Source organism: Nostoc sp. DedQUE02, from assembly GCF_034531035.1.
GTDB lineage: Bacteria > Cyanobacteriota > Cyanobacteriia > Cyanobacteriales > Nostocaceae > Nostoc.
Window position 1 is genome coordinate 16,247 of the sequence record NZ_JAVRBY020000060.1, and the last position, 24,590, is coordinate 40,836.

25 protein-coding genes are annotated in these 24,590 nt (G+C 41.3%); 15 read left to right on the top strand and 10 right to left on the bottom strand.

Going from position 1 to position 24,590, the window contains the following annotated elements:
• Nucleotide 1 precedes the first annotated feature (1 nt).
• Complete coding sequence (cysS, locus tag RMX98_RS29540) at nucleotides 2-1,450, bottom strand: cysteine--tRNA ligase (protein ID WP_322681832.1); 1,449 nt, start codon at nucleotides 1,448-1,450, stop codon at nucleotides 2-4.
• Nucleotides 1,451-1,797: 347 nt separating this feature from the next.
• Between cysS and RMX98_RS29545 the strand changes: the two genes are divergently transcribed.
• From RMX98_RS29545 to RMX98_RS29565, 5 genes are all read left to right on the top strand, one after another.
• Complete coding sequence (locus RMX98_RS29545) at nucleotides 1,798-2,907, top strand: GTP-binding protein (RefSeq protein ID WP_322681831.1); 1,110 nt, start codon at nucleotides 1,798-1,800, stop codon at nucleotides 2,905-2,907.
• A 530-nt stretch (nucleotides 2,908-3,437) separates the two neighbouring features.
• A complete protein-coding gene (gene dtd / locus RMX98_RS29550) occupies nucleotides 3,438-3,890 on the top strand; it encodes a D-aminoacyl-tRNA deacylase (RefSeq protein ID WP_322681830.1) in 453 nt (150 codons plus the stop codon).
• A gap of 104 nt (nucleotides 3,891-3,994) precedes the next feature.
• Complete coding sequence (gene psb28 / locus RMX98_RS29555; RefSeq protein ID WP_322681829.1) at nucleotides 3,995-4,336, top strand: photosystem II reaction center protein Psb28; 342 nt, start codon at nucleotides 3,995-3,997, stop codon at nucleotides 4,334-4,336.
• Between the two features lie 145 nt (nucleotides 4,337-4,481).
• The gene (locus RMX98_RS29560) at nucleotides 4,482-4,994 is read left to right on the top strand and encodes a molybdenum cofactor biosynthesis protein B (RefSeq protein WP_322681828.1); all 513 of its coding nucleotides are present in this window, start codon (nucleotides 4,482-4,484) and stop codon (nucleotides 4,992-4,994) included.
• 290 nt (nucleotides 4,995-5,284) lie between these two features.
• Nucleotides 5,285-6,883: a diguanylate cyclase gene (locus tag RMX98_RS29565; RefSeq protein ID WP_409881995.1), complete on the top strand. Its 1,599-nt coding sequence runs from the start codon at nucleotides 5,285-5,287 to the stop codon at nucleotides 6,881-6,883.
• Nucleotides 6,884-7,611: 728 nt separating this feature from the next.
• Here the strand turns inward: RMX98_RS29565 and mraY are convergent.
• A complete protein-coding gene (gene mraY, locus RMX98_RS29570; RefSeq protein ID WP_322681826.1) occupies nucleotides 7,612-8,703 on the bottom strand; it encodes a phospho-N-acetylmuramoyl-pentapeptide-transferase in 1,092 nt (363 codons plus the stop codon).
• A gap of 80 nt (nucleotides 8,704-8,783) precedes the next feature.
• Nucleotides 8,784-9,023, bottom strand: a complete 240-nt coding sequence (locus tag RMX98_RS29575) for a DUF3134 domain-containing protein (RefSeq protein WP_322681825.1) — start codon at nucleotides 9,021-9,023, stop codon at nucleotides 8,784-8,786.
• Nucleotides 9,024-9,267: 244 nt separating this feature from the next.
• Here RMX98_RS29575 and RMX98_RS29580 point away from each other — a divergent pair, with 244 nt between their 5' ends.
• The 4 genes from RMX98_RS29580 to RMX98_RS29595 all read left to right on the top strand — a co-directional run bounded on the left by RMX98_RS29580 (nucleotide 9,268) and on the right by RMX98_RS29595 (nucleotide 11,809).
• A complete protein-coding gene (locus tag RMX98_RS29580; RefSeq protein WP_322681824.1) occupies nucleotides 9,268-9,852 on the top strand; it encodes a PAP/fibrillin family protein in 585 nt (194 codons plus the stop codon).
• A gap of 301 nt (nucleotides 9,853-10,153) precedes the next feature.
• A complete protein-coding gene (locus RMX98_RS29585) occupies nucleotides 10,154-10,369 on the top strand; it encodes a photosystem I reaction center subunit IV (RefSeq protein WP_094349537.1) in 216 nt (71 codons plus the stop codon).
• Nucleotides 10,370-10,622: 253 nt separating this feature from the next.
• Nucleotides 10,623-11,507 carry a DNA-formamidopyrimidine glycosylase gene (locus RMX98_RS29590; protein WP_322681823.1) on the top strand — a complete coding sequence of 295 codons (885 nt, stop codon included), beginning with the start codon at nucleotides 10,623-10,625 and terminating at the stop codon, nucleotides 11,505-11,507.
• Nucleotides 11,508-11,593: 86 nt separating this feature from the next.
• Entirely contained in the window at nucleotides 11,594-11,809 is a 216-nt protein-coding gene (locus RMX98_RS29595; protein WP_322681822.1) for an NAD(P)H-quinone oxidoreductase subunit O, read from the top strand.
• A 434-nt stretch (nucleotides 11,810-12,243) separates the two neighbouring features.
• Here RMX98_RS29595 and RMX98_RS29600 read toward each other — a convergent pair whose 3' ends face one another.
• Together RMX98_RS29600 and RMX98_RS29605 are read right to left on the bottom strand one after the other, a co-directional pair.
• The gene (locus RMX98_RS29600; RefSeq protein WP_409881743.1) at nucleotides 12,244-12,633 is read right to left on the bottom strand and encodes a translation initiation factor; all 390 of its coding nucleotides are present in this window, start codon (nucleotides 12,631-12,633) and stop codon (nucleotides 12,244-12,246) included.
• 91 nt (nucleotides 12,634-12,724) lie between these two features.
• Complete coding sequence (locus RMX98_RS29605) at nucleotides 12,725-13,207, bottom strand: hypothetical protein (RefSeq protein WP_322681820.1); 483 nt, start codon at nucleotides 13,205-13,207, stop codon at nucleotides 12,725-12,727.
• 339 nt (nucleotides 13,208-13,546) lie between these two features.
• Here RMX98_RS29605 and RMX98_RS29610 point away from each other — a divergent pair, with 339 nt between their 5' ends.
• The 3 genes from RMX98_RS29610 to RMX98_RS29620 all read left to right on the top strand — a co-directional run bounded on the left by RMX98_RS29610 (nucleotide 13,547) and on the right by RMX98_RS29620 (nucleotide 17,646).
• Nucleotides 13,547-14,227, top strand: a complete 681-nt coding sequence (locus RMX98_RS29610) for a hypothetical protein (RefSeq protein ID WP_322681819.1) — start codon at nucleotides 13,547-13,549, stop codon at nucleotides 14,225-14,227.
• 63 nt (nucleotides 14,228-14,290) lie between these two features.
• Nucleotides 14,291-16,198 carry a P-loop NTPase fold protein gene (locus RMX98_RS29615; protein ID WP_322681818.1) on the top strand — a complete coding sequence of 636 codons (1,908 nt, stop codon included), beginning with the start codon at nucleotides 14,291-14,293 and terminating at the stop codon, nucleotides 16,196-16,198.
• On the top strand, nucleotides 16,195-17,646 hold the full coding sequence (locus RMX98_RS29620; RefSeq protein WP_322681817.1) for a DUF1802 family protein: 1,452 nt from the start codon (nucleotides 16,195-16,197) through the stop codon (nucleotides 17,644-17,646). The genes RMX98_RS29615 and RMX98_RS29620 overlap by 4 nt, the downstream gene beginning before the upstream one ends.
• Before the next feature lie 129 nt (nucleotides 17,647-17,775).
• Here the strand turns inward: RMX98_RS29620 and RMX98_RS29625 are convergent, their stop codons facing one another.
• Nucleotides 17,776-18,138, bottom strand: a complete 363-nt coding sequence (locus RMX98_RS29625) for an aspartyl protease (protein ID WP_322681816.1) — start codon at nucleotides 18,136-18,138, stop codon at nucleotides 17,776-17,778.
• The gene (locus RMX98_RS29630; protein WP_322681815.1) at nucleotides 18,135-18,452 is read right to left on the bottom strand and encodes a hypothetical protein; all 318 of its coding nucleotides are present in this window, start codon (nucleotides 18,450-18,452) and stop codon (nucleotides 18,135-18,137) included. The genes RMX98_RS29625 and RMX98_RS29630 overlap by 4 nt, the downstream gene beginning before the upstream one ends.
• 456 nt (nucleotides 18,453-18,908) lie before the next feature.
• Between RMX98_RS29630 and RMX98_RS29635 the strand changes: the two genes are divergently transcribed.
• The gene (locus RMX98_RS29635) at nucleotides 18,909-19,571 is read left to right on the top strand and encodes a Nif11-like leader peptide family natural product precursor (RefSeq protein ID WP_322681814.1); all 663 of its coding nucleotides are present in this window, start codon (nucleotides 18,909-18,911) and stop codon (nucleotides 19,569-19,571) included.
• 319 nt (nucleotides 19,572-19,890) lie between these two features.
• On the opposite strand, the gene RMX98_RS29640 is transcribed toward RMX98_RS29635, so the two are convergent.
• From RMX98_RS29640 to RMX98_RS29650, 3 genes are all read right to left on the bottom strand, one after another.
• Complete coding sequence (locus RMX98_RS29640; protein WP_322681813.1) at nucleotides 19,891-21,477, bottom strand: glucose-6-phosphate isomerase; 1,587 nt, start codon at nucleotides 21,475-21,477, stop codon at nucleotides 19,891-19,893.
• 112 nt (nucleotides 21,478-21,589) lie between these two features.
• Complete coding sequence (locus RMX98_RS29645) at nucleotides 21,590-21,847, bottom strand: cytotoxic translational repressor of toxin-antitoxin stability system (RefSeq protein ID WP_099102182.1); 258 nt, start codon at nucleotides 21,845-21,847, stop codon at nucleotides 21,590-21,592.
• Nucleotides 21,848-21,909: 62 nt separating this feature from the next.
• Nucleotides 21,910-22,107 carry a hypothetical protein gene (locus tag RMX98_RS29650; RefSeq protein ID WP_322681812.1) on the bottom strand — a complete coding sequence of 66 codons (198 nt, stop codon included), beginning with the start codon at nucleotides 22,105-22,107 and terminating at the stop codon, nucleotides 21,910-21,912.
• Between the two features lie 361 nt (nucleotides 22,108-22,468).
• Between RMX98_RS29650 and RMX98_RS29655 the strand changes: the two genes are divergently transcribed.
• Nucleotides 22,469-23,602: a branched-chain amino acid ABC transporter permease gene (locus tag RMX98_RS29655; protein WP_322681811.1), complete on the top strand. Its 1,134-nt coding sequence runs from the start codon at nucleotides 22,469-22,471 to the stop codon at nucleotides 23,600-23,602.
• Nucleotides 23,592-24,374, top strand: coding sequence for an ABC transporter ATP-binding protein (locus RMX98_RS29660; RefSeq protein WP_322681810.1), 783 nt, complete (start codon nucleotides 23,592-23,594; stop codon nucleotides 24,372-24,374). Before RMX98_RS29655 ends, RMX98_RS29660 begins: the two co-directional genes overlap by 11 nt.
• The last annotated feature ends 216 nt before the right edge of the window (nucleotides 24,375-24,590 follow it).

The window sequence follows — 24,590 nt, forward strand, 5'->3', positions numbered from 1 at the left end:
TTTAATTATTCCGATGCCAGCGTGTGCCATCACGGCTATCAATTAGCGTAATACCTTGTGCTTGAAGTTCGTCACGAATGCGATCGCTTTCAGCAAAATTCTTGCCTTTACGTGCTTCTTGCCTTTGCTGAATTTTCGCCTCAATTTCCGCATCGCTTAAACCATTACTCGTGTCAGTTTCGGCTTCTATCTCGGCTTCTAAACCCAAGACTCCAGCTAATGTGACGAGTGTTTGCCATTGTCGCTTTAACTCCTCTGGTAATGTTTCAGTTTTCCCTTCATGCACAATAATATTTCCCTCACGGCGCAGTTCTTTGGCTAATTCAAACAGCACTGTTAATCCACCAGGAAAATTAAAGTCGTTATTCACAGTTTCTTGAAAGCGTTCAACAGTTTCAGGAAGTAGTAAGGCAGTTTCTACTCCCCAGTCTAGTTGTTTACCGTACTGATAACCGAAGAGTAACCCTTCTTTAATGGTGTGCCAGCCGTTGGTTGCTGCGGCGATCGCTTCGTCGGTAAAATCTATTGGTGTGCGATATTGAGCGGTCAACACGAACAACCGCACTGCCATCGGGTCAACTCCTCGATCCAGTAAATCTCGAATAGTGGTAAAATTACCCAAAGATTTGGACATTTTTTCACCATCTACCTTCACCATGCCGTTATGCAACCAGTAACGCGCTAAGGGTTTTCCGGTTACAGCCTCAGATTGGGCAATTTCGTTTTCGTGGTGGGGAAAAATTAAGTCAGCACCACCAGCATGAATATCTATGGTATCACCCAGGCGATCGCGCACCATTGCCGAGCATTCTATATGCCACCCTGGACGACCTGCACCCCAAGGTGACTCCCAAGCTGGCTCTCCTGGTCTTGCTGCCTTCCATAAAGCAAAATCAAAGGGATCTTTCTTTCTTTGATATTCTGGATCATCTACGTTGACGCGATCGCTTTTCCCCGCTTGCATATCTTCTAACTTGCGTCCCGATAGCTTGCCATACTCAGCAAACTGCCGCACTGCATAATATACATCGCCGTCAGCAGGGTAGGCAAAACCTTTATTTTCCAACTCATGAATTAATCGCTGAATACCATTCATCGTGTGGGTAGCGCGGGGATATTCATCAGCTTCTTTGATTCCCAACCGCGCCATATCCTCAAAATATGCTTTGATAAAGCGATCGGCTACAGCTTCCATTGAGGAATGTTCAACACAGGCTCGATTGAGAATCTTGTCATCAATATCGGTAAAATTTTGGATATATCGCACTTCATAACCGATAAACTGGAGATATCGGCGTACTACGTCCCAAACGATGCAAGCTCTAGCATGACCCAAATGGCAGTAGTCGTATACCGTCACGCCGCAGTAATACATCTTAACCTTGCCTGGCTCGACTGTTTCAAACGGTTCTTGACGACGGGTGAGGGTATTGTAAAGTGTTAGGGTCATATATCAATTCAAAATTCAAAATTCAAAATTCAAAATGGAAAACCACGTATTGGCGGGCATTCTGGCTGCTGACTGTGTGAAAGTCAAAGGTGAAACAGCTTAACAGATGTAACCCTGAATAGAGAGATACGTAATAATAGGGTAAAGCAGCTGGGATGGCAGTCCAGCATCCCTATGCTAGTACGTCATGGCGGAAATCAACATACTATTGGACAAAATCTCGAAAGCTCATAAATCAAGAGTTTTTGAATTTTGAATTTTGAATTTTGAATTCCGCGTAGCGGCGCTAGTGTTTTATGGACTCTCTGCGCTACATTACTATTTTTTGATTATTTGATAACAGCGCTATGCAATCAGCAGTTACACCCGAATCTTCGGCAATGGATACGCCCAAACAAGGAATGCCAGTAACAATTATTACGGGTTTCCTCGGTAGTGGCAAGACGACTTTACTCAATCATATCCTCAACAACCAACAGGGTTTAAAAACCGCCGTTCTCGTGAATGAATTTGGCGAAATTGGCATCGACAATGAGCTAATTGTTTCCACTGGTGAGAACATGGTGGAACTAAATAATGGTTGTATTTGCTGCACTATTAATAATGATTTAGTAGATGCAGTTTACAAAGTTTTAGAACGCCAAGAAAATCTAGATTATCTAGTAGTAGAAACAACTGGATTAGCAGATCCGCTACCAGTAGCTTTAACATTTCTGGGCACAGAATTGCGGGATTTAACCCGCTTGGATTCGATTATTACCGTGGTAGACGCGGCGAATTACAGCCTAGATTTATTTAACTCAGAGGCAGCATACAGCCAAATTGCTTATGGCGATGTAATTGTGCTGAACAAAGCAGATTTGGTTGATGAAGCCACTTTGAACGAGTTAGAAGGAAAAATTAACGAGGTGAAGGAAGGAGCAAGAATTATCCGCGCGACGCGATCGCAAGTGCCACTCCCGTTAATTCTCAGTGTTGGTCTGTTTGAGTCGGATAAATATTTTGACACAGTGGTGGATGAACACGACCATCACGATCATGACCATCATCACGATCACGACCACTCAACATGTGGTCACGATCATCATGACCATGACCACGATCACCACGATCATCACCATCATTCTGACCATTTAGAAAATGATGGTTTTACTTCCATCTCTTTCCAAAGTGACAAGCCTTTTTCTATTAGGAAGTTTCAGTATTTCTTAGATAACCAGCTACCCTCAAATATCTTTCGAGCCAAGGGTATTATGTGGTTTGATGAAAGTCCTAAGCGTCATATTTTCCACCTTTGCGGTAAACGCTTCACCTTGGATGATGATGAATGGAAAGGTCAATTGAAAAACCAACTAGTACTGATTGGTCAAAATTTGGATCGTGAGGCTTTAATTAGTCAACTCGAAAAATGCATTTGTCTACCTTCAACCTCTCGCGGTAAAGGGTTTGGCAAATAAAAGTTAGGAGTTAGAAACGCTATTAATCGCGTCTGTATAAAAGTTAGGAGTTTAATATTCGTACTCATTCCCAGGTTCCACCTGGGAATGAATTCCCAATGGCTTTGCGTCATCTATTTTGAGCAATGAAAATGAGAGAATAGCTAGGCGTAGCCCGCACTTCTCTACAAGACGCTCCGCGTAGCTTGCTTCCCCGGAGGGGTAGGGCTGCGCGGAAATCGAGCGACTTGCACTGAGTTTTGACACAACGACAAGCTCAGTGCATCGCTTGGCGGAAATCGAGCGACTTGCACTGAGTTTCGACTACGCGGTAATCGAGCGAAGTCGAGATTCAACTACCGCGTAGTCGAAGTGAGTCGAGATTCAGTGACCATCGTAGACATCGCTTCCTCGTCACTAGAGAAAGTTTCAGCAAGAAACTTACAAACGTTATCGAACATTAAGAAATTTTATCAGATGGTAGACACTCGTTGTTTTTAGTTTTTATATATTGCTCTAAAATCAAAACGTTGATAGATGTTCTGATTAAAATGCGCGTTGTCATCCAGCGAGTCAAATCATCTCAAGTTACGGTTAATGGTGAAATTGTCGGCAAAATTGGGCGGGGGCTAAATTTGCTCGTCGGTATTGCTAATAATGATACTGATGCTGAAATTGACTGGATGGTGCGTAAGTGCTTAGATTTGCGGCTGTTTCCTGACGAAGGAGGAGACGATCGCGGGCAAAAATCTGTACAAGAAATTGGCGGCGATTTGTTAGTAGTCAGTCAGTTCACGCTTTACGGTGACTGTCGCAAAGGTCGCCGTCCTTCTTTTGACCGTTCAGCCGCTCCTCAATCAGCAGCAGATTTGTATAATATTTTTGTTACCAAATTAAGAGCTAGCGGGTTGCAAGTAGAAACAGGTCAATTTGGTGCAATGATGCAAGTTACAATTGAAAACGATGGGCCTGTAACTTTGTTACTTGAGAAAGAAGCAATTTAAGTATATACACTAAAAAAATGAATAACAGTAGCCTCTAGACCGTGGTGTTCTAATTGATGAGACAATATTAAATTAACCATCACAAAAGTTTAAATTCACTCATCATGGCGAAAATCCAGTTTTCTAGAGGTCTTGACGAAGAGGTAACTCCAGATGTGCGTTTGACGCGATCGCGCACTGGCGACAGTGGTACAGCGACGTTCATTTTTACAAATCCGAAGATTTTAGATCAAGGTACTACCGAAGATATTACTGGGATGTACTTGATTGACGAAGAAGGCGAGATAATTACTCGTGAAGTTAAGGCTAAATTTATCAACGGGAAACCGGAAGAATTAGAAGCATTTTACGTGATGAAATCTGCCCAAGAATGGGATCGCTTTATGCGCTTCATGGAACGGTATGCTGAAGAAAACGATCTAGGACTGAGCAAAAATCAGGCATAGGGGAGCCAGTGCGTTGCGGAGGTTCCCTCCGTTGAAGCAACTGGCGTTATAGGGAATCGCGCATCGCGTATGGGGCATAGGTAATTATTGTTATGCCCAATGCGCCATTCCCCGTTGTCTACGATCAAAAATTTATCACTGACCTATGACATCACAACCCCACCCAGATACGCCTAGAATTACAGTAAATTGTGCTGTGGTTACTGTCAGCGATACACGCACTTTTGAAACAGACAAAAGTGGACAGCTAATTCAGCAGTTACTCCTTGATGCTAATCATGCTGTGGGAGGCTACACGATTATCAAAGATGAACCGACACAAATTCAAGGGCAAATAGAAAATCTGGGTAAAAAATCAAATTTGGATGCTGTAATTTTCAGTGGTGGTACAGGCATTGCACCAAGAGATACCACTTATGATGCTATTGAAAAGTTACTAGAGAAAACCTTACCGGGATTTGGTGAGTTATTTCGTTTTTTAAGTTATCAAGAAATTGGTTCACGGGCGATCGCTTCTCGCGCTGTTGCCGGTGTTTATCAAGATAAATTAATCTTCTCACTTCCTGGTTCCAGTAATGCTGTGCGGCTGGCAATGGAAAAATTGATTTTGCCAGAACTCACTCACTTGGTAAGTCAGGTTTGTAAGGGGATAAAATGAGCAGTCTTTCAGAGAGTTACCATAATAAATTTTGTAAAACCAAGGTATGAGGCACTGAAATCATCCTTTCTCTACTTACATTTTGAGGCTACCCAGAATTATAGTGAAACCAATAAAATCTTAATGTTACATCAGCAATGCAGCCTGTTTACTGGAATTGCATAATAGCTCACGGCATCACTGCATTTTCATACTTTGGCATTCCTACAATAATAGGAGTTTTCTTTGCCAAAACTAGGGCGACTATCCCTTCTAAGTTTAGGCTAGCCTTTTTCTTATCAGGTGGATTCGTGCTATTTTGCGGATTTCATCATCTTTTAGCCGTCTTTGAGCCTCATTCGGCAATGTCGCTGTTGCACTTAGCTGTACTCGACTTAACGGCGTTTATTTCGTTATCTGCATTAATCTGCTTAATGCCAACTGCCTATCAAATTTTAGAAGCGATCGCTAAATCTCAAGAAAATAGTCGCGAACTTCAACGCAGCCAGCAGATGCAACAGCTATTTCTAGATCAGGGCCCGTTTGTAGCCTATATCAAAGATGAGCAATCTAGAATACTCTACTACAACCAGGAGCTACAGTCTAGATTTTCAGTAGATTCACAAGAATGGTTGGGGAAAACAGATAGTGAATTCTTGCCAGATCCAGAAGAGGGGCGGCAGGTGATGGAAAACGATCGAGTTGTTTTGAAAACTCTACGCCCTTTGAAGCTAATTGAAGAGGTAAAGATACCTGGGAACGATCAGCCATGCTACTGGTTATCTTTTAAGTTTCCGTTTAGCGATTATGCAACGGGTGCTAACCGTATTGGTGGGATCAGTATTGATATTACAGAATCTATAGAAGCACAGCGATCGCTCACTGACCTAAATCGGCAGCTAGAAGAAAAAACACTGGAATTAGAGGCAAAAAAACAGGAACTTATATATCTTTCAGATATGGCGGATATGCTTTATTCTTGCGAGTCTGAAGATGAGGTATATCAAGTAGTTACTTTAACCTGTTCCAAGCTCTTTCCTAATATGAGTGGTTGTATTTGTATAACTGCTAATTCCAAGAATTATGTTCAGATGAGTAGTTTTTGGGGAGATAGAAGAACCAATAAAGAAATATTTTCACAATCTGATTGTTGGGCATTGCGGAGAGGAAAAGTTAACCTTTTATCGTCTGCCAACTTAGGAATGATGTGCAACCACTTAATACGCCCTGTTAGCGGCGCACATTTGTGCCTTCCATTGTTTGGAAAAGGCGAAGTTGTTGGGATTTTATATATTTATGCCCTTAAAGAAATCAGTCCAGAAGATCAACAAATTGCTGAGATTATTGCTAGAACTTTAGGCTTTGCACTGAATAATTTATCGATAAAACAACGTCTAACCTATGATAGCTTGCGGGATGGGATGACCCAACTATTCAATCAAAGCTATATGGAAACCATAACGGAACAAAGGCTAGCGGAAGCTGAACGATCGGGACAACCTCTTAGTATTATTTTTCTTGATATCGATAACTTCAAATCTTATAACTCGCGCTATGGGCATGTAACTGCAAACATTGTTATTCAAGGATTAGCAAAGCTGCTATTAAAATCTATTCGCTCTTTTGACATTCCTTGCAGATGGGGTGGTGAAGAATTTGTGATTTTGATGCCTAATATGACATTGGAAAACCTCAGGAAGCGAGTAGAACAACTAAGGGTAGATGTTGAAAAAATGCAATTGAAGGACGGCGATCGCATCCTCGAAAACATCACCGCTTCTTTTGGAATAGCTGTATCAGAACCAGGGATTACAGTTAAGGATTTGCTGAATCGGGCAAATCAAGCGATGCTTGAGGCAAAGCGAACAGGGAAGAATCAGGTTCGGGAGTATGTAAATAGTTGTAATTAATTGAAGAAGAATTTAGGAGTCAGAACAAGAAAGCGTGGAATTTATATCTGCCACTAATTAGATTTCTTGGCAAAAGTCGGGGTAAAGGTGAAGGAGAAAAGGGTAAAGAAACTCAAAATCCTTCCCCTTTAACCTTTACCCTTTACCCTAAGAGTGGAAAAATATATTTTTGCAAGAGGTCTATTGGAGACCGCCATGATTTCGATTAATGAATTGGTGTTATATAGGACTCATATTTGATTGCGTGAAAAAAAAATCGGTATACCTTAATCTTCTGAAATCCTATTGCCTTTTGCCTACTAAGCCAAGTGATTTCAGTAATCAAACCGGATTCCTATAGCCGAACTCTAATTCCTACTGAATTCTGACTCCTGACTCCTGACTTCTGTTTTGATAATTTCCCTCATAAAAAAACAACTCCCTAAAGATGTGGGAGTTGTTTTTTCGTATTCAAACAGTTAGTTGTTTAAAACATTCAGAATGGAGCGATGCCTGCGGCGGTCACTGAATCTCGACTCACAACGACTGCGCGGTAGTTGAATCTCGACTTCGCTCGATTACCGCGTAGCGATGCACTGAGCGTAGTCGAAGTGTCGAAACTCAGTGCAAGTCGCTCGATTTACGCGTAGCGATGCACTGAGCGTAGTCGAAGTGTCGAAACTCAGTGCAAGTCGCTCGATTTCCGCGCAGCCGTTGCGGAGCGTCTCGTAGAGAAGTGCGGGCTGCACCTACGCTAAACAAATAGTAGCTAATATAGCAGCGATTATATAAAACACTCCAACCACTTGTAATTCTGACCAGCCAGTAAGTTCCAAATGATGGTGTAATGGTGCCATTTTTAAGAGCCGCTTGCCTTTACCATCAGGGCCCTTTGTAGCTTTGTAATAACTTACTTGTGCCATCACCGAAAGGGTTTCTACAAAAAAGATCCCACTGAGAATAAACAGAGCTACTAAAGTGTTTGTCAATAAAGCTACAGCAGCCAAAGCTCCTCCTAGCGCTAAAGAACCAGTATCTCCCATGAAAACACGGGCTGGATTACGGTTATGGGCTAAGAAACCTAAGCATCCACCACTTAAAGCAGCACAGAAAACCATCAATCCTGGTGCTGTCGGTGCGACTAAAGCACCTAATGCCAAAAGTGCGATCGCTACTGTTCCTGCTGCCAAGCCATCAATACCATCTGTTAAATTAGTCGCGTTACTTTCTGCAACTAGTACAAAACCTGCTAAAGGCCAAAATAGGAATCCTAAGGGTAGTGTGAAGCTCACCCAAGGTAAAGCAATATTTGTAATATTAGAAGGTTGATTAAACATCAGCCATAAACAAAACACAGCCGCAAAACTCACCTGCAAAGCTAGTTTTGTGCCGGGAGATATACCTTTATTTGATTTACGGCGCAGAATTTGCCAATCGTCGAGCCAACCAATCAATCCGTAGCTGATTGTCAATGCCGAAACTGCAAGCACCTCTTTAGAAAAGCCAGACAAGATGCAAGCAATTATCACACCTACAGGTATAAAAAATATACCGCCCATTGTGGGAGTGCCTGCCTTTTTCAGATGAGCCTGGGGCCCATCTTCACGAATTATTTGTCCAGTTTTGAGTGCTTGAAGTAAAGGGATTACCCAATAGCCCACCACACCTGAACCCACAGCACACAATAATAGTGGCAGGGTTAACGACATACTTTGCCACGGTAGCCTGTTGGCCATCGAATCCAAGAAAAATGCTGTTGTACCTAGCCCGATGGCTAATAAAGAGGCGAGAGCGATTCCAGAAATATTTAATCCTTGCTCAGGAGATAATTTAGCGTCCACAGAAGTTTCCCTTCACTCCACACTTAATAAAACTGAATACCAGGAACTAGGGATACTACCAAGTCCCCAACCTGAAAAGGCTAATCCTCAGCGATTCCTATATCATCATCGTCATCATCGAGGTCATAGCCAATCCCATCTTCTACACCCATTAGGGAGTCTATCCCTTCTTCGTCATCTTGAAAATCCGGTTCGTGAACATCACGCGCTATGATCCGACCTTTATTTTGTAACCAGTCCAACATAGAGGACTCTGGCTTTAAGGGGATGACATCGGCTCGTTGGTTACGAGGTTCTTCACGTAATGGAGAGTTCAACATAATCGAATGAGGACAAGAAAAGGTTTACGTAAGTTGACATTTAGAGTCTATCACTTGACACGGATTAATTTAGTTATCTTTTCAACCCTTTAGTTGATAAATCCGCATTCAGATAGAAATTTTTTATTTAATAGGCATATCGCTCAAGTCAAGCGATTCTTAGTAATTTTTATGGCTCTCCATATATGTCATGAATATCTTGTTTATGCTGATGGAAAGTGAGTGATTTTTGAGGTGACAGGCGATGATGGGAAAAGCGGCTCTTATGGATGCGATCGCTGGTACAAATCGCGGTCTACTGGCGACGCAAGCACAGAAACAGGTTATCTTAGCAGCGATCGCCAATTTAGAAGACTTTAATCCTACACCCCGTCCGGTGGAAGCTAGTAATTTACTAGATGGCAATTGGCGATTACTATACACCACTAGCAATGCTCTTTTAAATTTAGATCGTCTACCTTTGTGCAAACTGGGTCAAATCTATCAGTGTATCCGGGTAGAGACTACCAGTGTTTACAACATAGCTGAGATTTATGGCTTACCTTATTTGGAAGGATTAGTCAGCGTTGCTGCTAAATTTGAGCCAGTTTCAGGTCGGCGTGTCCAAGTTAAATTTGAGCGTTCTATTATCGGCTTACAACGTTTAATAGAATACAATTCTCCGGTAACTTTTATCCAACAAATTGAAGCAGGTAAAAAATTTCCCGGAATTGATGTTGCCATAAATAGTGACAAACAGCAAGGCTGGTTAGATATCACTTATATAGATAACGACCTGCGGATCGGCAGAGGTAATGAGGGAAGTGTATTTGTGTTAACTAAAACATAAGCTTTTACAAAATAACTGTTTGCGAACGAAGGTACGCCATAACGTGTGCCTTGTCAAGTAGTATCTAATACATTTTTAAATTTGGGTTAGGGAGATAAGGAACAAAGAATAACTAGTATTCAATACTCACCCCATTTCCCTAGTCCCTAGTCCCCAACGATGCACTGAGCTTGTCGAAGTGTCCCCAGTCGCCAATTCAGACAAATAACTTAACAAAGACTCTAACTGCAACCTTGAGGTTGTAGAGTGAAATCAATTAGCCCTCTAGATTGGCGATTGATAACTAAAAGGGAAAATAATCATGGTTCAACGTGGTTCTAAAGTACGTATTCTCCGCCCTGAATCCTACTGGTTTCAGGATCTAGGAACTGTGGCTTCCATTGACCAAAGCGGCATCAAATACCCTGTAATTGTCCGCTTTGAAAAGGTCAATTACTCTGGTATCAATACCAACAACTTTGCCCAGGATGAATTAGTCGAGGTTGAAGCACCAAAGGCTAAAGCACCTAAAAAATAGCAGCAAAGCTACAAGGGGGTTGTTTGATGCGATGATGAAGGGTAGTCTTAAGTCTGAAGTTATGAAGTCTGAAAATTTCAGTTCATTCATTCTTCGTACTAGCCTACCCTAATCTACAAGAAGCCGCCCTGCGGGTATTTACGGTTTCTTTTGGGTACTAATACAACCCACTTACGGGTATGTAAGTTACTACCCTATCTCTTCTTCCTTAATCCCTCAAATACATCACAATTGCTTGCTTAACTCAGCTTGAATGCCTGAACTGCCTGAAGTTGAAACAGTCCGAAGGGGTCTAAATCAATTGACCCTCAGCCAAGAAATCACGGGTGGAGATGTGTTGCTCGATCGCACCATCGCCTACCCGTTTTCTGTTGGTGAGTTTGTTGATGGAATTAAAAAAAATGCGTACCCCGGAGGGGTTGGCGCAGCCATCGCTACTTGGCATCGTCGCGGTAAATATCTGCTTGCCGAACTCTCCTCCCCCTCTTCCACAAGTTGGCTAGGGGTTCATCTGCGAATGACCGGTCAACTACTATGGCTGCATCGAGATGAACCATTACATAAGCACACGCGGGTTAGATTATTCTTTGGGGATCAACAGGAATTGCGTTTTGTCGATCAGCGTACCTTCGGTAAAATTTGGTGGGTTCCGCCTGGTGTTGCTGTAGAAAGTATTATCACTGGTTTAGCAAAACTGGCAGCAGATCCATTTTCGCCTGAATTCACTGTTGAATATCTAGCAAGCAAACTCAAAAATCGCCGCCGTCCGATTAAGACTGCGCTACTGGATCAGTCGGTGGTGGCGGGATTAGGTAATATTTATGCTGATGAGGCATTGTTTAAGAGTGGAATTTTACCTGAAACTTTGTGTATAGATTTGCAGCTAAAGCAAATTGAGCGTTTGCGAACAGCCATAATTCAAGTTTTAGAAACCAGCATTCAGGCTGGCGGTACAACTTTTAGTAATTTCTTAAGTGTTCAGGGTGTCAACGGCAATTATGGTGGTGTTGCCTGGGTTTATAATCGCGCTGGAGAACCCTGTCGAGTTTGTGGTATGCCAATTCAACGGATTAGGCTAGCTGGGCGATCTAGTCATTTTTGCTCTGAGTGTCAAACGCTATCGGGAGTTAGGAGTTAGGAGTTATGAGTTAGGAATTTTTACTTCTAATTCGGAATTCTCCTAAAATGCAGATAAAACAATCTAGAAATTTGAGAGAGGAATTCATGGCAGTTAAAAAGGGAGATATGGTTCGCGCTATCCGCGAGAAACTGGAAAACAGTCTAGAAGCAAAAGCCAGTGATACTCGCTTTCCTCCTTATTTGTTTGACAGCAAGGGCGAAATTGTCGATATCAAAGGTGATTACGCCCTGATTAAGTTTGGGAAAGTGCCGACACCAAATATTTGGTTACGTGTAGATCAACTGGAAGAGTTTAAATAATAAAGAAGAATTCAGGAGTCAGAATTCAAAATTGAGCATTTATTCTGACTCTGGATTCTTGTTGAGAAAACAGAAATTGTGGAATTGGTAATTCGTAATCAAGAAACCTCTCCCTGGTTTTACTACGTAAAACCGTCCCTCTCCGAGTCGGAGAAGGGAAAAGTTTAAGGTAGGGAGAGATTCGTGGAACTCAGGTTAATTCAGTATTTGAATGCGAGATTGTTTGACTTTTTCGCAACTTTGCGGTGATTGCAAAAACAAAAGGCACTAGGTTCAAATCCTAATGCCTTTTTTGTTAGTTATTCCAAAATTTATTATTTTTCACCGAGTCTAGACAACCTCAATTTCAAGCTTTTCCTCTTTTAGGCGAGAGGCTTTGAATTTCTGCCATTCGTTCCCTACTAGGAAAGCTTACTCAGAGGTTAGGTTTGGGGTTAACGGCGGTAATCCTCGTCTGCGGGGTCGCCGTAGGGATCTTCGCTGGCTGGACGGACGTTACCAAACTCCCCTTGGTCTGCGGGGTCGCCGTAAGGGTCTTCACTAGCTGGGCGAACGTTGCCGTAAGACGAGATATCTCCAGGATCGCCGTAGGGGTCTTGACTGGCTGGAATAACGTTGCCGTAAGACGAGACATCTCCAGGATCGCCGTAGGGGTCTTGACTGGCTGGAATAACGTTACCGTAAGATGCTGGGTCTGCGGGATCGCCGTATGGATCTTCGCTGGCTGGGCGGACATTGCGGTCGCGGAATTCAGCATCTTCAGCTTGATCGCTGTTTCCTCCAAAGAAAAGATCCTTCGCCTTTCGCAAAAAGTCATCTACCATGATCTGTCTCCTGATTTAAGTTCGTGTTTCCGACGTGCGCGAGGCGTTATCCTTCGGGGAAACCCGCTTAGATTTACACACGCTTTGCTATCTAGAGTGCTGGTGCTGCGGATGAAGTTATGCCACTTAGATCGCGACCTGTAGAACTCCTGTTATAACCTTGGAATTGGCGATATTGTTGTGCTTCAGATTCTGGTACTCGAATTCCTTCTGCTGGTGGAGTTACCCAATGAGCGCGATGTTCAGCATCGCGGTAGTATACACGCCCGTTCTTAGAGAGATAGTATTTACCTTGCGCTCCTTCTTGGGGAGCATTCTTGTGTTGGTTGTAGAGGTAATAAAGTCCCGCAGCACCTGCCAAAATCGCAACTTTTTGTCCTGTAGATAAGCCCTTTTTAGCTTCGGTTTGGCGATCGCTGACTGTTCTACCAACGGTATCATCAACAGGTGGTGGTGCTGAGGCTTTTTGGGAACCGCCTCCGCAGCTACTTAGCAAGGGTACCATTAGCAATGCCGAAAGTAGCACTGCAAATAGACGCGAAACTATTTTACGTTCTTTATATATTGTGTTCATTGGATTTCTTCATCACCTGTATTTGCTAAAAGCCTCGCTGTTGCAAAAACCAAGTTGGAAATCCTGTTATTTCACCTGGGATTGAAAAAACATATTTCACTTAATTTGTAACTGCACCAGCTACAGCATTTCACTTTTATGATGAGCGGTTTTTTCAAGTCTTCCATCCTGCCTTTGAGAGAAACTGCATTCATCCCAAAGAAATATATTATTCATTTTTGATTAATCAATTTAGCTGAAACGCCCAAATATTCAGCAATTTCTCGGTTATTTTTTCTGGATAAATAAATTAAAAAGATACAGCTACTATGATGATCTTTGCCAAAAAATAGATTAAATATGACATCAAAAAATACTGCCCAAACTAGCACTCGTGTCCTTTTGGCTTTGTGGGATTTGGGAGGAACGCAGCAGGAAGTTAAGAAGGGTCAACTCACTAAGCGAATTGTATCCAAAAGCCAGAAGGCGGCAGATTATCAGGGTTTATTTGAAGAATTGCAGAATCAGGGTGCGATCGCAATCTCCAAAAAAGGATATTCTCTGACATCTCCCAAGGGTTTAGAGGTATTGGGTGAGGGTTTGAGAAGTGGCGAGTTTAAGTTTGAAGGGACAACTGTTAGCACTTGGGTGGCGAATGCATTGGTGAAGTGGATTAGTCAGATTGATGTTGCGGTAGTTAGTGCAGATGTACCAGTTAATGGGGTTAAAGGTGGGTTAGTGAAGCTTTCTGAAGGAATCGCATCTTACGACGAGTTTAAATCTGTGGCGTTGGAAGTATACGACAAGCTTAACCAAAACTACAACCTGGATGATCTTGTCCCAATTTATCGTATCAGGAGAGAAATAGGCGATCGAGTTAGTCGTGAAGATTTCAACACATGGCTGCTAGAAATTCAGGAGAAGGACATTTTGCAACTTCAGGGTGGAAGCATAGAAGATAGCGCCCCCGACAAGATTGAAGATTCCATTACTACTAAAGTCAGTGGATTACGCTGTTATGCTAAACGCCTCAATTTTTAAACTAAGTTTCTCGATTTTTTCCCCTTTTATTTCTCAGTAATTATTTTCAGAAGATGCACAATCATGATTAATTCTTTCTCTTCATACTCAGACATCAACAAAGCTATTACAAGCCATAACCCATTTGATAGATCATTAGTAGTCAGAAATTATGATATCTGGAACAAAACTTTTCCTGATGTTCCTTCCATAAATGCTCATGCATCAGATGCTGTTTATCAGGCAATAGAGCAAATTAGCACAGGAAAACGTTCAGTTATTGGTATAACTATTAAAGCTGAAAAAGGATTAGGTAAAAGTCACTTAATGAGTCGGATTCGCCACCATATTCAGGATGAAGGTGATAGTTTTTTTGTCTATATGAGCGAAGTTGATTATGGTGACTCAAACAAAATACATTCTAAATTTTTAAACACATTGGCATCTAGTCTAAAACAGACTTGTAATCAAAATGTGATGCAATGGCAAGAGATCGCAACTACTTTAGTCAATGAGGTATATAAGTCAAGCTACACTCCTCAAGAGTTAATGAAGCGATTTCCTGGGGTTTTAGCTCAACATCCCAAAATCGTTGATGCTTTGACTGCTAAAGTACTGAAACTTAAGTCAAATATTGAAAATCCTTATTTGATTCAGGCTATCCTATGGACACTTTCTTTAGATAAAGTTTCATTTGCAATTAATTGGCTTGCTGGCAGAGACTTAGCACAGTCACAAGCTGACTCTATGGGATTACCAAATACTAGTCAAGACGATAAAGAAGCTGAAGCATTCCAAACAGTATGTCAAATTCTAGACTTAATTGGTGATTACAGGACAATAGTCATCTGCTTTGATGAGTTAGAAAGCGTCAATTGTAATGAGCAAGGTTTTACGAGGGCACAGGTTATTGCTCTGTTTGCAAAAGATATATATAGCAAAATTAAACGTGGAGTCTTAATTCTAGCTATGTTCGATGAAACTTGGACGCAACAAGTTAAAGTTGTACCACAAGCAGATTCAGTTATTGATAGAATTGGTGAAAAGAAATTTGATTTAAGGCATCTTAATAGTGATGATGTAGTAACTCTTGTTTCGCACTGGCTGAAAGATTTTTATGATACGAATAACTTAACTCCACCTCATCCTGTCTATCCTTTTGATGAGAATAATTTACGAGAGCTTGGTAAAGAAAAACCAATAGTTAGAAAGGTTTTACAGTGGTGTACAAATAATTGGAATTTGCCGGGTGTACCACTGGTGCAAGTAGATCCACTACATAAAATTGAAAAAGCTTTTAATAAAGAACTTACAGCACTTGATAATACAATAGACAATTACTTTGAAGACAGTAGTACCATAGCTAAATCTATAAGTTTTTGTTTATCAACTCTGAAAGGCGAAACTGTAGAGAGAGTAAAAATTGATGACGTTGAAGAAGTTATAGTCAAAAATGTAGATAAAGGCTACCTTAACTTTAGAATTATTGGTAAGGAAGATGGAAGAGTTGTCAAAATAGTCGTAGCAGTTGTACAAGAATCTAGCAATAGATTTGTAAGTGCTGCATTGAGAAGATTAATAGATTATAAAACATTTGATATGACTCGTGGCTGCTTAATTCGTGCCAAAGAAGTGAAACCTAATACTAAAGGAAAAGAACATTTAGATGAACTACTGTCTAAAAATCTAGGAGGAGAATTTGTAAAGCTTAGTATTGAGGATATTAAGCCTCTTTTAGCAATTTTATTTGTTCAGCAAGCTTGCAAAGATTATGAAATTAGTGAAGAGGAAATTTCTCAGTTTATAGTTAAACACAAAATTGCAGTTGATAACTACTTGATACGTGAAATTTTAAGTTATCCATCTGGTCAAATTCCCAGTGGCTTAATAAATGAAGAATGTGTTGTTGAAACTCAGCCTATACAAAATCCAAATGTAACGAAAGAGCTAGACGCTATGCTTGATAATTTAATTGTTAAACTTGGTTTATGAGTAATCTAATTTTGCTCAATACTGCCTTATGTCTACCTTCTCCCGATGTTGAAGGTTTGCTACAGGGTCGAATAATCATAGCTCTACCCCGGACATTTATTCATCCGGGGCGTTCCTTTGCTCTCTGTGCGTCTGAAAGCTCAACCAATGTGTTACCTAATGAACAATACTACAAATCAAATTTCTTGACGGTTACACAGAAAGCTATTACTCAAATAAGTTCTGAAACAGTCTGGATTCAATCTTGGGGTAAGTGTGAACTGTGCCAAATCTTAAATAATTCAGAATCGTTAAAAGCTTTGTCACAATTAAATATTTGGACAACAAAAGGATTACAAGAAATTCTGCTGCAAAGGAAGCATATCTTTCTTGCTTATTTGCGTGTCTATTTGTTATCTCAGCCAATTAAAATACCTGTGAATCCACAAAGCCAGTTTATAGGTTTACCTGATCCTTTGAAGGTATCTGTTGATTTACCAGTATTAAACGATCACACCTTCGCCCAACGCAAACACCAGTTAGAAAAGCTAGAACCCCCACTACATCCTGAATTGGAAGAATTGCAGAGTGCGATCGCATCCTTAACCATTAGCCAACCAGCAGCTAAACAATTAGACGACGATATCAAAGTATTTTTAGGTTGGAGTAGTGACAAGCTAATTAAGCAACCCGATCCAAATTTAGCTTGGATAAATGATATTGCAGCATTGGGCGATCGCAGCATTGAGCTAGAGGATAAAAAAACTAACCATGAAGCTGGTACAGACTTTGAAATCATCGCACGCCGTAGCCTTGATTTTTTAGGATTCAAAGTTGAAGAGAACTACAAAGGCGGTGCAGGTGGCTTAGACTTATATTGCTCACAGCCTTATCCTCTTGTTTGTGAATGTAAAGCAGGTAAAAGCATTCCCGATCGTGCAGTAGAAGAATTAGATAGGATTGGTAGAAGGCATCTAAAAGAAAATTATCTCCAAGCTGTAAGGTTAATTATTGGCCCAGGTAAACCGACTAAAAATTTAAAAAAATCTGCTGAAATATCAAAAATCAGTATTATAAATGTAATGACTCTACAAAAGCTAGTTGAATTCAAAGCAAAATATCCAGGTGCTATTAATTTAGTCGAATTACAGCAATATCTAGAACCTGGGCAAATTGACTATAAAATTGATGAATATATTGATAAAGCTGAGAAAGAGATTAAATTGCGATCGCACGTTATCCAGCTTGTCAAAAACTATTTAGAAAACTCAGGGATAAAATCTGCTGGTGTTGAAGCTTTACATGGTGCGTATTTCGGCTCACATCCGCCACAGCCAATAGAAACAGCAGAAATGCACGAAATTCTGATAGAACTTTCTTCACCCTTAACAGGCTATTTAGGAAGAATAAAAGGTAGCGATTGGAATAGCGATCGCTTTTACTTTCTCCGCAACTTACCTCTTAACTAAAGATAGTAAAATATATCTCTTTTCTTACCTTCGCGCTCTTTGCGCTCTTCTCTAACAAGACGCTGCGCGAATGCGGTTCGTTTGAAAGTAGGTGAAATGTATAGGCGTAGACATCCGTAGGCATCACAGTTAACCAAAAGTTAATATATCAGCCTGATAATTAACTATCAACGGCAGAATTTTTAGCCACTCTGAACCTAATAAAACTTCTATAATTTCATCTCCTGCATAAACAGGAGTTTTATACTCTTGTTGGTTTAATATCAACTTTCCTAAGTATATTTCAAACAAGGTTTCACCTTGTGCAGTTCGCAAAGTTTCCTTACCAATATAAGCCCAGTTCAGACTCTCTAAATCTTGTTTGTTAATAGCCAGAAAGCCTGTAAAACCAGAATCTAACATAGCATATACAGGCAAATTTAATTCATCATAAGTTATTAACTCAACTTCAAAAAATAGTTGCCCCTTTTCTCCAAAATTACCCTGAATCATATTCTACCAGTGGTTCCTGTTTCATTCAGACAAAAAACACAGTGGTCAGTATTTGGGTATTTTTCAAGGGCTTTTTTGTGAGCTTGCATTTTATCTGCATCAATCAAATAATCACCACTATTTGGCTCCACAGCAATATACCAGCCATAGTGTTCTTGAATAAAATCGGGGCGTACACGGTCAAAAATGTTCCGACAGCGCTGATAAAATACCTCATCTTCAGCTTTGCGTCTAGCAAGTTCTTCTGGTGATAAAGTACGTTCTGGAAAAATTCTGCCTCGACGTGCGGGTTCTTTTGCCGTTGATTCAGTCATAATAATTAACCCATTTATGAATGCTGCCTTAACTTTATTTTACAAGAAGATAAAAGCGATCGCTTTTACTTTCTTGGCGATTTACTTATTAACTAAAGATAGCAAAATATATCTCTTTTCTTACCTCTGCGTTCTCTCCGCCTCTATGGTTCGTTTAAAAATAACAGAAGTGCAATTCTGTGTAGTTAATTCATGAATAATTAATACTATCTATTGACTTAATTTTATTTTATGAGAATAAATAACGAGCGTAGGCATCGCAATCTTTCGTTTTTTCTCTCAGTATAGATTATTCTTTGTGATAAACCTTACAAAACTCTTATACTTATCTACTGTGTAACTTCATTTACATTAGATAAGTGATTTAGTACTGTCGAAGAAACACATTATACTTACTACACTGGAGTTAATTAATTACAAACCTCTATCAAGTTTAAAACTTAGGCAAGATGACCCATGTATTATCAAATTTGGAATTTCTTTCTTAAAGAAGATAAATACATTTATTGGAAAGAAAAAATAAAAATCAATAGAGGGTTTGACACAGTTACATGGCAAAAGATTGTTGATTTTTTATCGTTAGTAGAGCAAACTTTCCAATTGAAAAGTCAATTAGCAGAAACTGCTAGCCTTGAGCCGTTTCTAAAGTTGGCAATAGAAAATGGGTACAATTTGACTGCCGAAGAACTTGCCTGGTTTCTAATTACAAGGAGACAAATTTGGGATCTTTTTGATTTTGCCCAAAAAACACCATCACTCAAAGAAGAATTGCTCATTGCTAAAGATCCGCAGCAATTCGTCAACGTAGCTGCCGAGAATGGCTATTACTTTTCTATAGAAGAGTTAGCTTGGTTGTTAATCGAAATCAAATCATCGTCAGAATTAGTATCCATTAACAATAGTGTTGGAGAGATTCTCACAGGTTCAAACTACGGCAGAATTGAAATCGGATACTGGATTTGGCTGGCGGAAGACTGGGGAATTGTGCCACCATTCTGTCATATAGAGAAGCCGGGTAATTTATTATCTGGAGATACCAACAATCCTTTTTTACTTGATCGCTGTTTCCTACCCAAGAGCTATTTTAATCAACGCCTCTTGGTAAGTAGTAATTCTTAATTCTTAATTAAGAGGATTTTTAAATATCCTTGTAAATCCACGCCAGAAGCAACCAGAGTTGCTGACATTAAAAAGCTACAGGGTGCATAAGCTGTTAAGCATATAAGAAAGCACATTGAGATCGCAGGGAACAAGGGGGAGGGTTTGCAGCTTTTAGTACCATGAAAATGCTGCAATTTAAATGAGGATATACTCTAAATCACGAATTATACAGTGAAGCATCCTAGACGGAAGATATATCTTCTATCTAGGATGCTTCACGAAAAATTGTTGCTGATACAACAATTTTGTCCAAAATGTGATACTTAAACTAGAGCTATCAGCTAGCAGAAATCTTTAAACTACCGGGTTTGTGAAGATCACCTTGCAAAACGATACCTCGCTGATTGGCATGGATATGACGCAAAATCTTGTAAATTGCCTCAACTTGCTCTGATGCGCCTGCCTTTTCGGCAAGTTCGTCAAGAGAAAGGGGAGTTTTTTCTTTTTGTAGCACTGCTACGACTCGTGTTTGCAAATCGAGAATGGAGGCAGCAGCTTTTTTGCCAGCTTCTACACCTGGTTGATGGTAGGCGTTGATGTTGACCAAACTAGCATATAAACCAACAGCACGCTCATACAAAGCAATTAATGCCCCTACAGTTCGGGGGTTAACTTGGGGAATGGTGACTGTAATCGAATCGCGGTGATTTTCATAAAGCGCTTGTCGGGTTCCTTGAAGAAAACCGGAAAGATAATCGCCTGATGTAACTCCTGGATCTATTTCAGTGGATGGGCCTTGACGATCTTCCAACACTTCGATGAAGGTAGCAAAGAAATTCGCTACACCCTCGCGTAACTGCTGGACGTAAGCGTGTTGATCTGTTGAGCCTTTGTTGCCATAAACGGCGATGCCTTGATGGACAACGTTGCCGTCTAAGTCTTTTTCCTTGCCCAAGGATTCCATCACCAGCTGTTGCAAATAGCGACTGAATAAAAATAAGCTGTCCTTGTAAGGTAGGACAACCATATCTTTTTCGCCTTTTCCGTTACCAGCAAAGTACCAAGATAAAGCGAGTAAGGCTGCTGGGTTGTTTTTCACATCTGGGACGCGGGTAGCGTCATCCATCTCTTTTGCACCATCTAGCATGGCGCGAACATCAATGCCTTGCAATGCGGCGGGTACTAGCCCTACAGCAGACATTTCTGAGGTGCGTCCTCCTACCCAGTCATACATGGGAAATCTGGCCAGCCAACCTTCGTCTTTGGCTAGTTTATCGAGGTTGCTATCAACGCTGGTAATAGCTACTGCATACTGAGCAAACTCCAAATTATTTCCAGCGTAGGCTTTTTTAACTTCAATCATGCCGTTACGAGGTTCCGGTGTTCCTCCAGATTTGGAGATCACCAATACCAAAGTGCTGGCGAGGCTATTTCGTAGATGATTGAGAACGCGATCAATACCTGCCGGATCGTTGTTATCGATAAAGTGAATTTTCAGGGGCGGGAAATCAGGAGCGAGAGCTTCTGCGACGAATTGGGGGCCGAGGGCGGAACCACCAATGCCAATGGAGATAATATCCGTGAAGCGGTTTGCTCTGGGAGGATGAATAGCACCTGTTTGGACTTTTTCGGCAAAGGCTTCGATTTGTTCTAGGGTTTGGACAATTTCTTGTGTAAGTTCTGGAGCTGGCGCTAAATCAGGATTTCGCAGCCAGTAATGTCCAACCATACGGTTCTCGTCAGGATTTGCGATCGCACCCTTCTCTAGTTGAGCCATATCCGCAAACGCCTTGTCAAACTTCGGCTGCAACGATTCCACAAAGGCATCATCGAACCGAATTCGACTTATATCTAAGTACAGTCCTAATCCCTCGTGGAAATATAACCAGTTTTGGTATCGTTGCCAAAGTGCCCTAGCATCCATAGGGAAATCTCAAATAAAGTGTTTTTCAAAAACCAGTTTAATGGAAGGTTATAGCGATCCCTGCCTAGCCTTATACAGTTTACAGTTTTCAGTGTTCCCTTGACTCTTGACTTTAAACATCTGGCATAGGAATGACACGCAGAAATTTCACAATTTCACCCCGAATTTCTATACCAATCAGATAATTATCAAGGGTAAAACGGTGAAAAATGCCTTCACTATCAAGCTGTCGCAGTTCTTTTAAATCAGTCAGTTGCCACTTTTGGGCTAACTCAATAAAAACAAAATCATGCACCCGCTCGTAGGCGGCAGGCTCTAAATTCTTCAGGTCTAGTAAAAAAGACCTGGCATAGCGCATTTCCAGACTCACTAGGCGTTACCTTAACCAAAACTTTCGGGGTCACTGGCACTAGAAAAGAAAGCGCTGCTGAATTAAAAAAACATCAACAGTCTTACCGCTTCCTCATGGGTTAAGATATCCCACGGTTGCTGCGATCGCTTAACTTGTTGTATCGCTTTAAGCATATAAAAGTCACAATGTAAAGCTTCGAGAACGTTCCAAATGCCTTGCAAATCGTCATCGGCTAACTGCTCGATTAAATGATGCATTCTAAGTCGCAACAAATTCATACGTTAATTATTCCCTACCACCAAACACCAACAATAAATAGTATTCCCATAAAATTAGCTACGCTCAAGCTACGCTAAAATTTATTCGCCCGCCGCGAGGGGCAGAGGGGCAGGGGAGACAAGGAGAATAACTATGCCAATGCCCAATGCCCAATGCCCAATACTTCTCTACGAGAGGCTGCGCCAACGACTACGCGGTAGTTGAATCTCGACTCACTTCTCCTGTCGGAGAGGCTGCGCCAACGACGCCGCTCAGTGCAAGTCGCTCGATTACCGCGTAGTCGAAACTCAGTACAAGTGCCCAATTCCCAATACTTCGACTACGCTCAGTACAAGTGCCCAATTCCCAAATAAATTTAATATGGTTGACTATCTCATTTTCTTAGCAATTTCTACAGCACTTTTCGCTCTCTTCGCACTAGGACTCAATTTGCAGTGGGGCTTTACTGGGCTAATTAACTTTGGTCATATTGCTTTCATGACTCTGGGGGCATATACAACCGTATTGTTAAGCGTAAAGGGCGTACCCCTACTGATATCAGCACTAGCCGGGGCAATTGTCGCCACCTTGTTAGGTTTGGTAATTGGTTTTGCAACTCTACGCTTGCGGGAAGATTATCTGTCAATTGTCACTATTGGTACAGGGGAATTAATTCGTTTGGTGGTGAATAACCAGGAATTACCTGTGGGTGACACCTGGATTTCTGGGGCGTTTGGTGTCCAAAGTTATCCCATACCCCTATCCACAGAGCCGAATTTGTTTGTCAAATTTGTGATGATTGGGTTGTTAACGCTACTTGCTGCTGTAACTTTTTTTACCTTATGGCGATGGATTCGCACCACCCAAATATCTCGGACTACTGATTTGGGAAAAAGAATGACTAGCAAGCAAGAATTCGCATCGCGTTTGGGTGTGGGAATTGTGTTAGCAATTTTGGCGACAGCGATTTATATTTCTGGGGTAATCGGACTGTATAACTACAACCCAAAAGCGGGTTTAATGCTGGTGTTGCTGCTGGTTTTAGCATTTGTATACTGGCGCTTAGAAATTTTGGTGCGATCGCCTTGGGGTAGAATTCTCAAAGCCATCCGCGAAGATGAAGAAATTCCCAAAGCGCTGGGAAAAAATGTTTTTTGGTATAAATTACAATCTCTGATGTTAGGGGGTGCGATCGCGGGTATCGCTGGTGCTTTCTTCGCTTGGCAACTGGGAGCCATTTACCCTGATAATTTTCAACCGCAGATCACCTTTGACACTTGGATTATGGTGATTTTAGGCGGTTCTGGGAATAATGTTGGCACAATCTTAGGTGCAGTAATTTTCTTTGCTTACGATGCGTTAACGCGAGAAGTCTTACCCAGAATCGTTTCCCTTGATGAAGCACGTTTGGGCGCATTTCGGATCATGGTAATCGGATTAATTTTGATGGTACTGATGATTTGGCGTCCTCAAGGTATCTTAGGGAAAAAAGAGGAACTCACCCTTGGTAAATAATTATTCATCCCCACTTCCCCTTTTGGCAGCCACTGGACTTTCTAAAAGCTTTGGTGGTGTCAAAGCAGTTAATGAGGCCAGAATCGAAGTTGCTAAAGGCAGCATTACGGGCTTGATTGGCCCCAATGGTGCTGGTAAAACTACTTTATTTAATTTACTCTCAAACTTCATCCGCCCAGATAAGGGACGAGTGATTTTTGACGGCGAACCGATTCACAATTTGCAACCATATCAAATCGCCCAGCAGGGGGTAATCCGCACTTTTCAGGTTGCACGAACTCTCTCGCGGTTATCGGTGTTAGAAAATATGCTGCTGGCGGCGCAAAAACAAACGGGCGAAAATTTTTGGCAGGTGCAGTTGCAACCGCACGTTGTCGCGAAGGAAGAAAAGCAGCTGCAAGAGCGGGCAATGTTTTTATTAGAATCTGTAGGCTTGGCCAAAAAAGCACACGATTATGCTGGTGGCTTGTCTGGTGGACAACGCAAGCTGCTGGAAATGGGGCGGGCGTTGATGACTAATCCCAAGTTGATTTTGTTGGATGAACCGGCGGCTGGGGTGAATCCGAAACTGATTGATGATATTTGCGATCGCATTATCACTTGGAACCGTCAAGACGGAATGACCTTTTTGATTATCGAACACAATATGGATGTGGTTATGTCTTTGTGCGATCGTGTTTGGGTACTTGCTGAAGGGCAAAATTTAGCTGACGGTACGCCAGCAGAAATTCAAACTAATCCCAAAGTTCTAGAAGCTTATTTGGGAAAATAGAGTGTGATTGACTTTCTGTGCCAAACTCTCCCTATGTGGGAGAGAGGCTTTCATTCTTGCTTTTCTTCTCTGGTAAGGAACAGTTTAGGTTTAAGAGAAAGCCGCACACGTTGTTAAATCTTCGGAAATTTGGCTTTTGCAGGACTTACGCAACTGGCACAGCGTGATCGCTATTTTATAGTATTTATGTACTATATAAAGTGGCTGACCCATAGG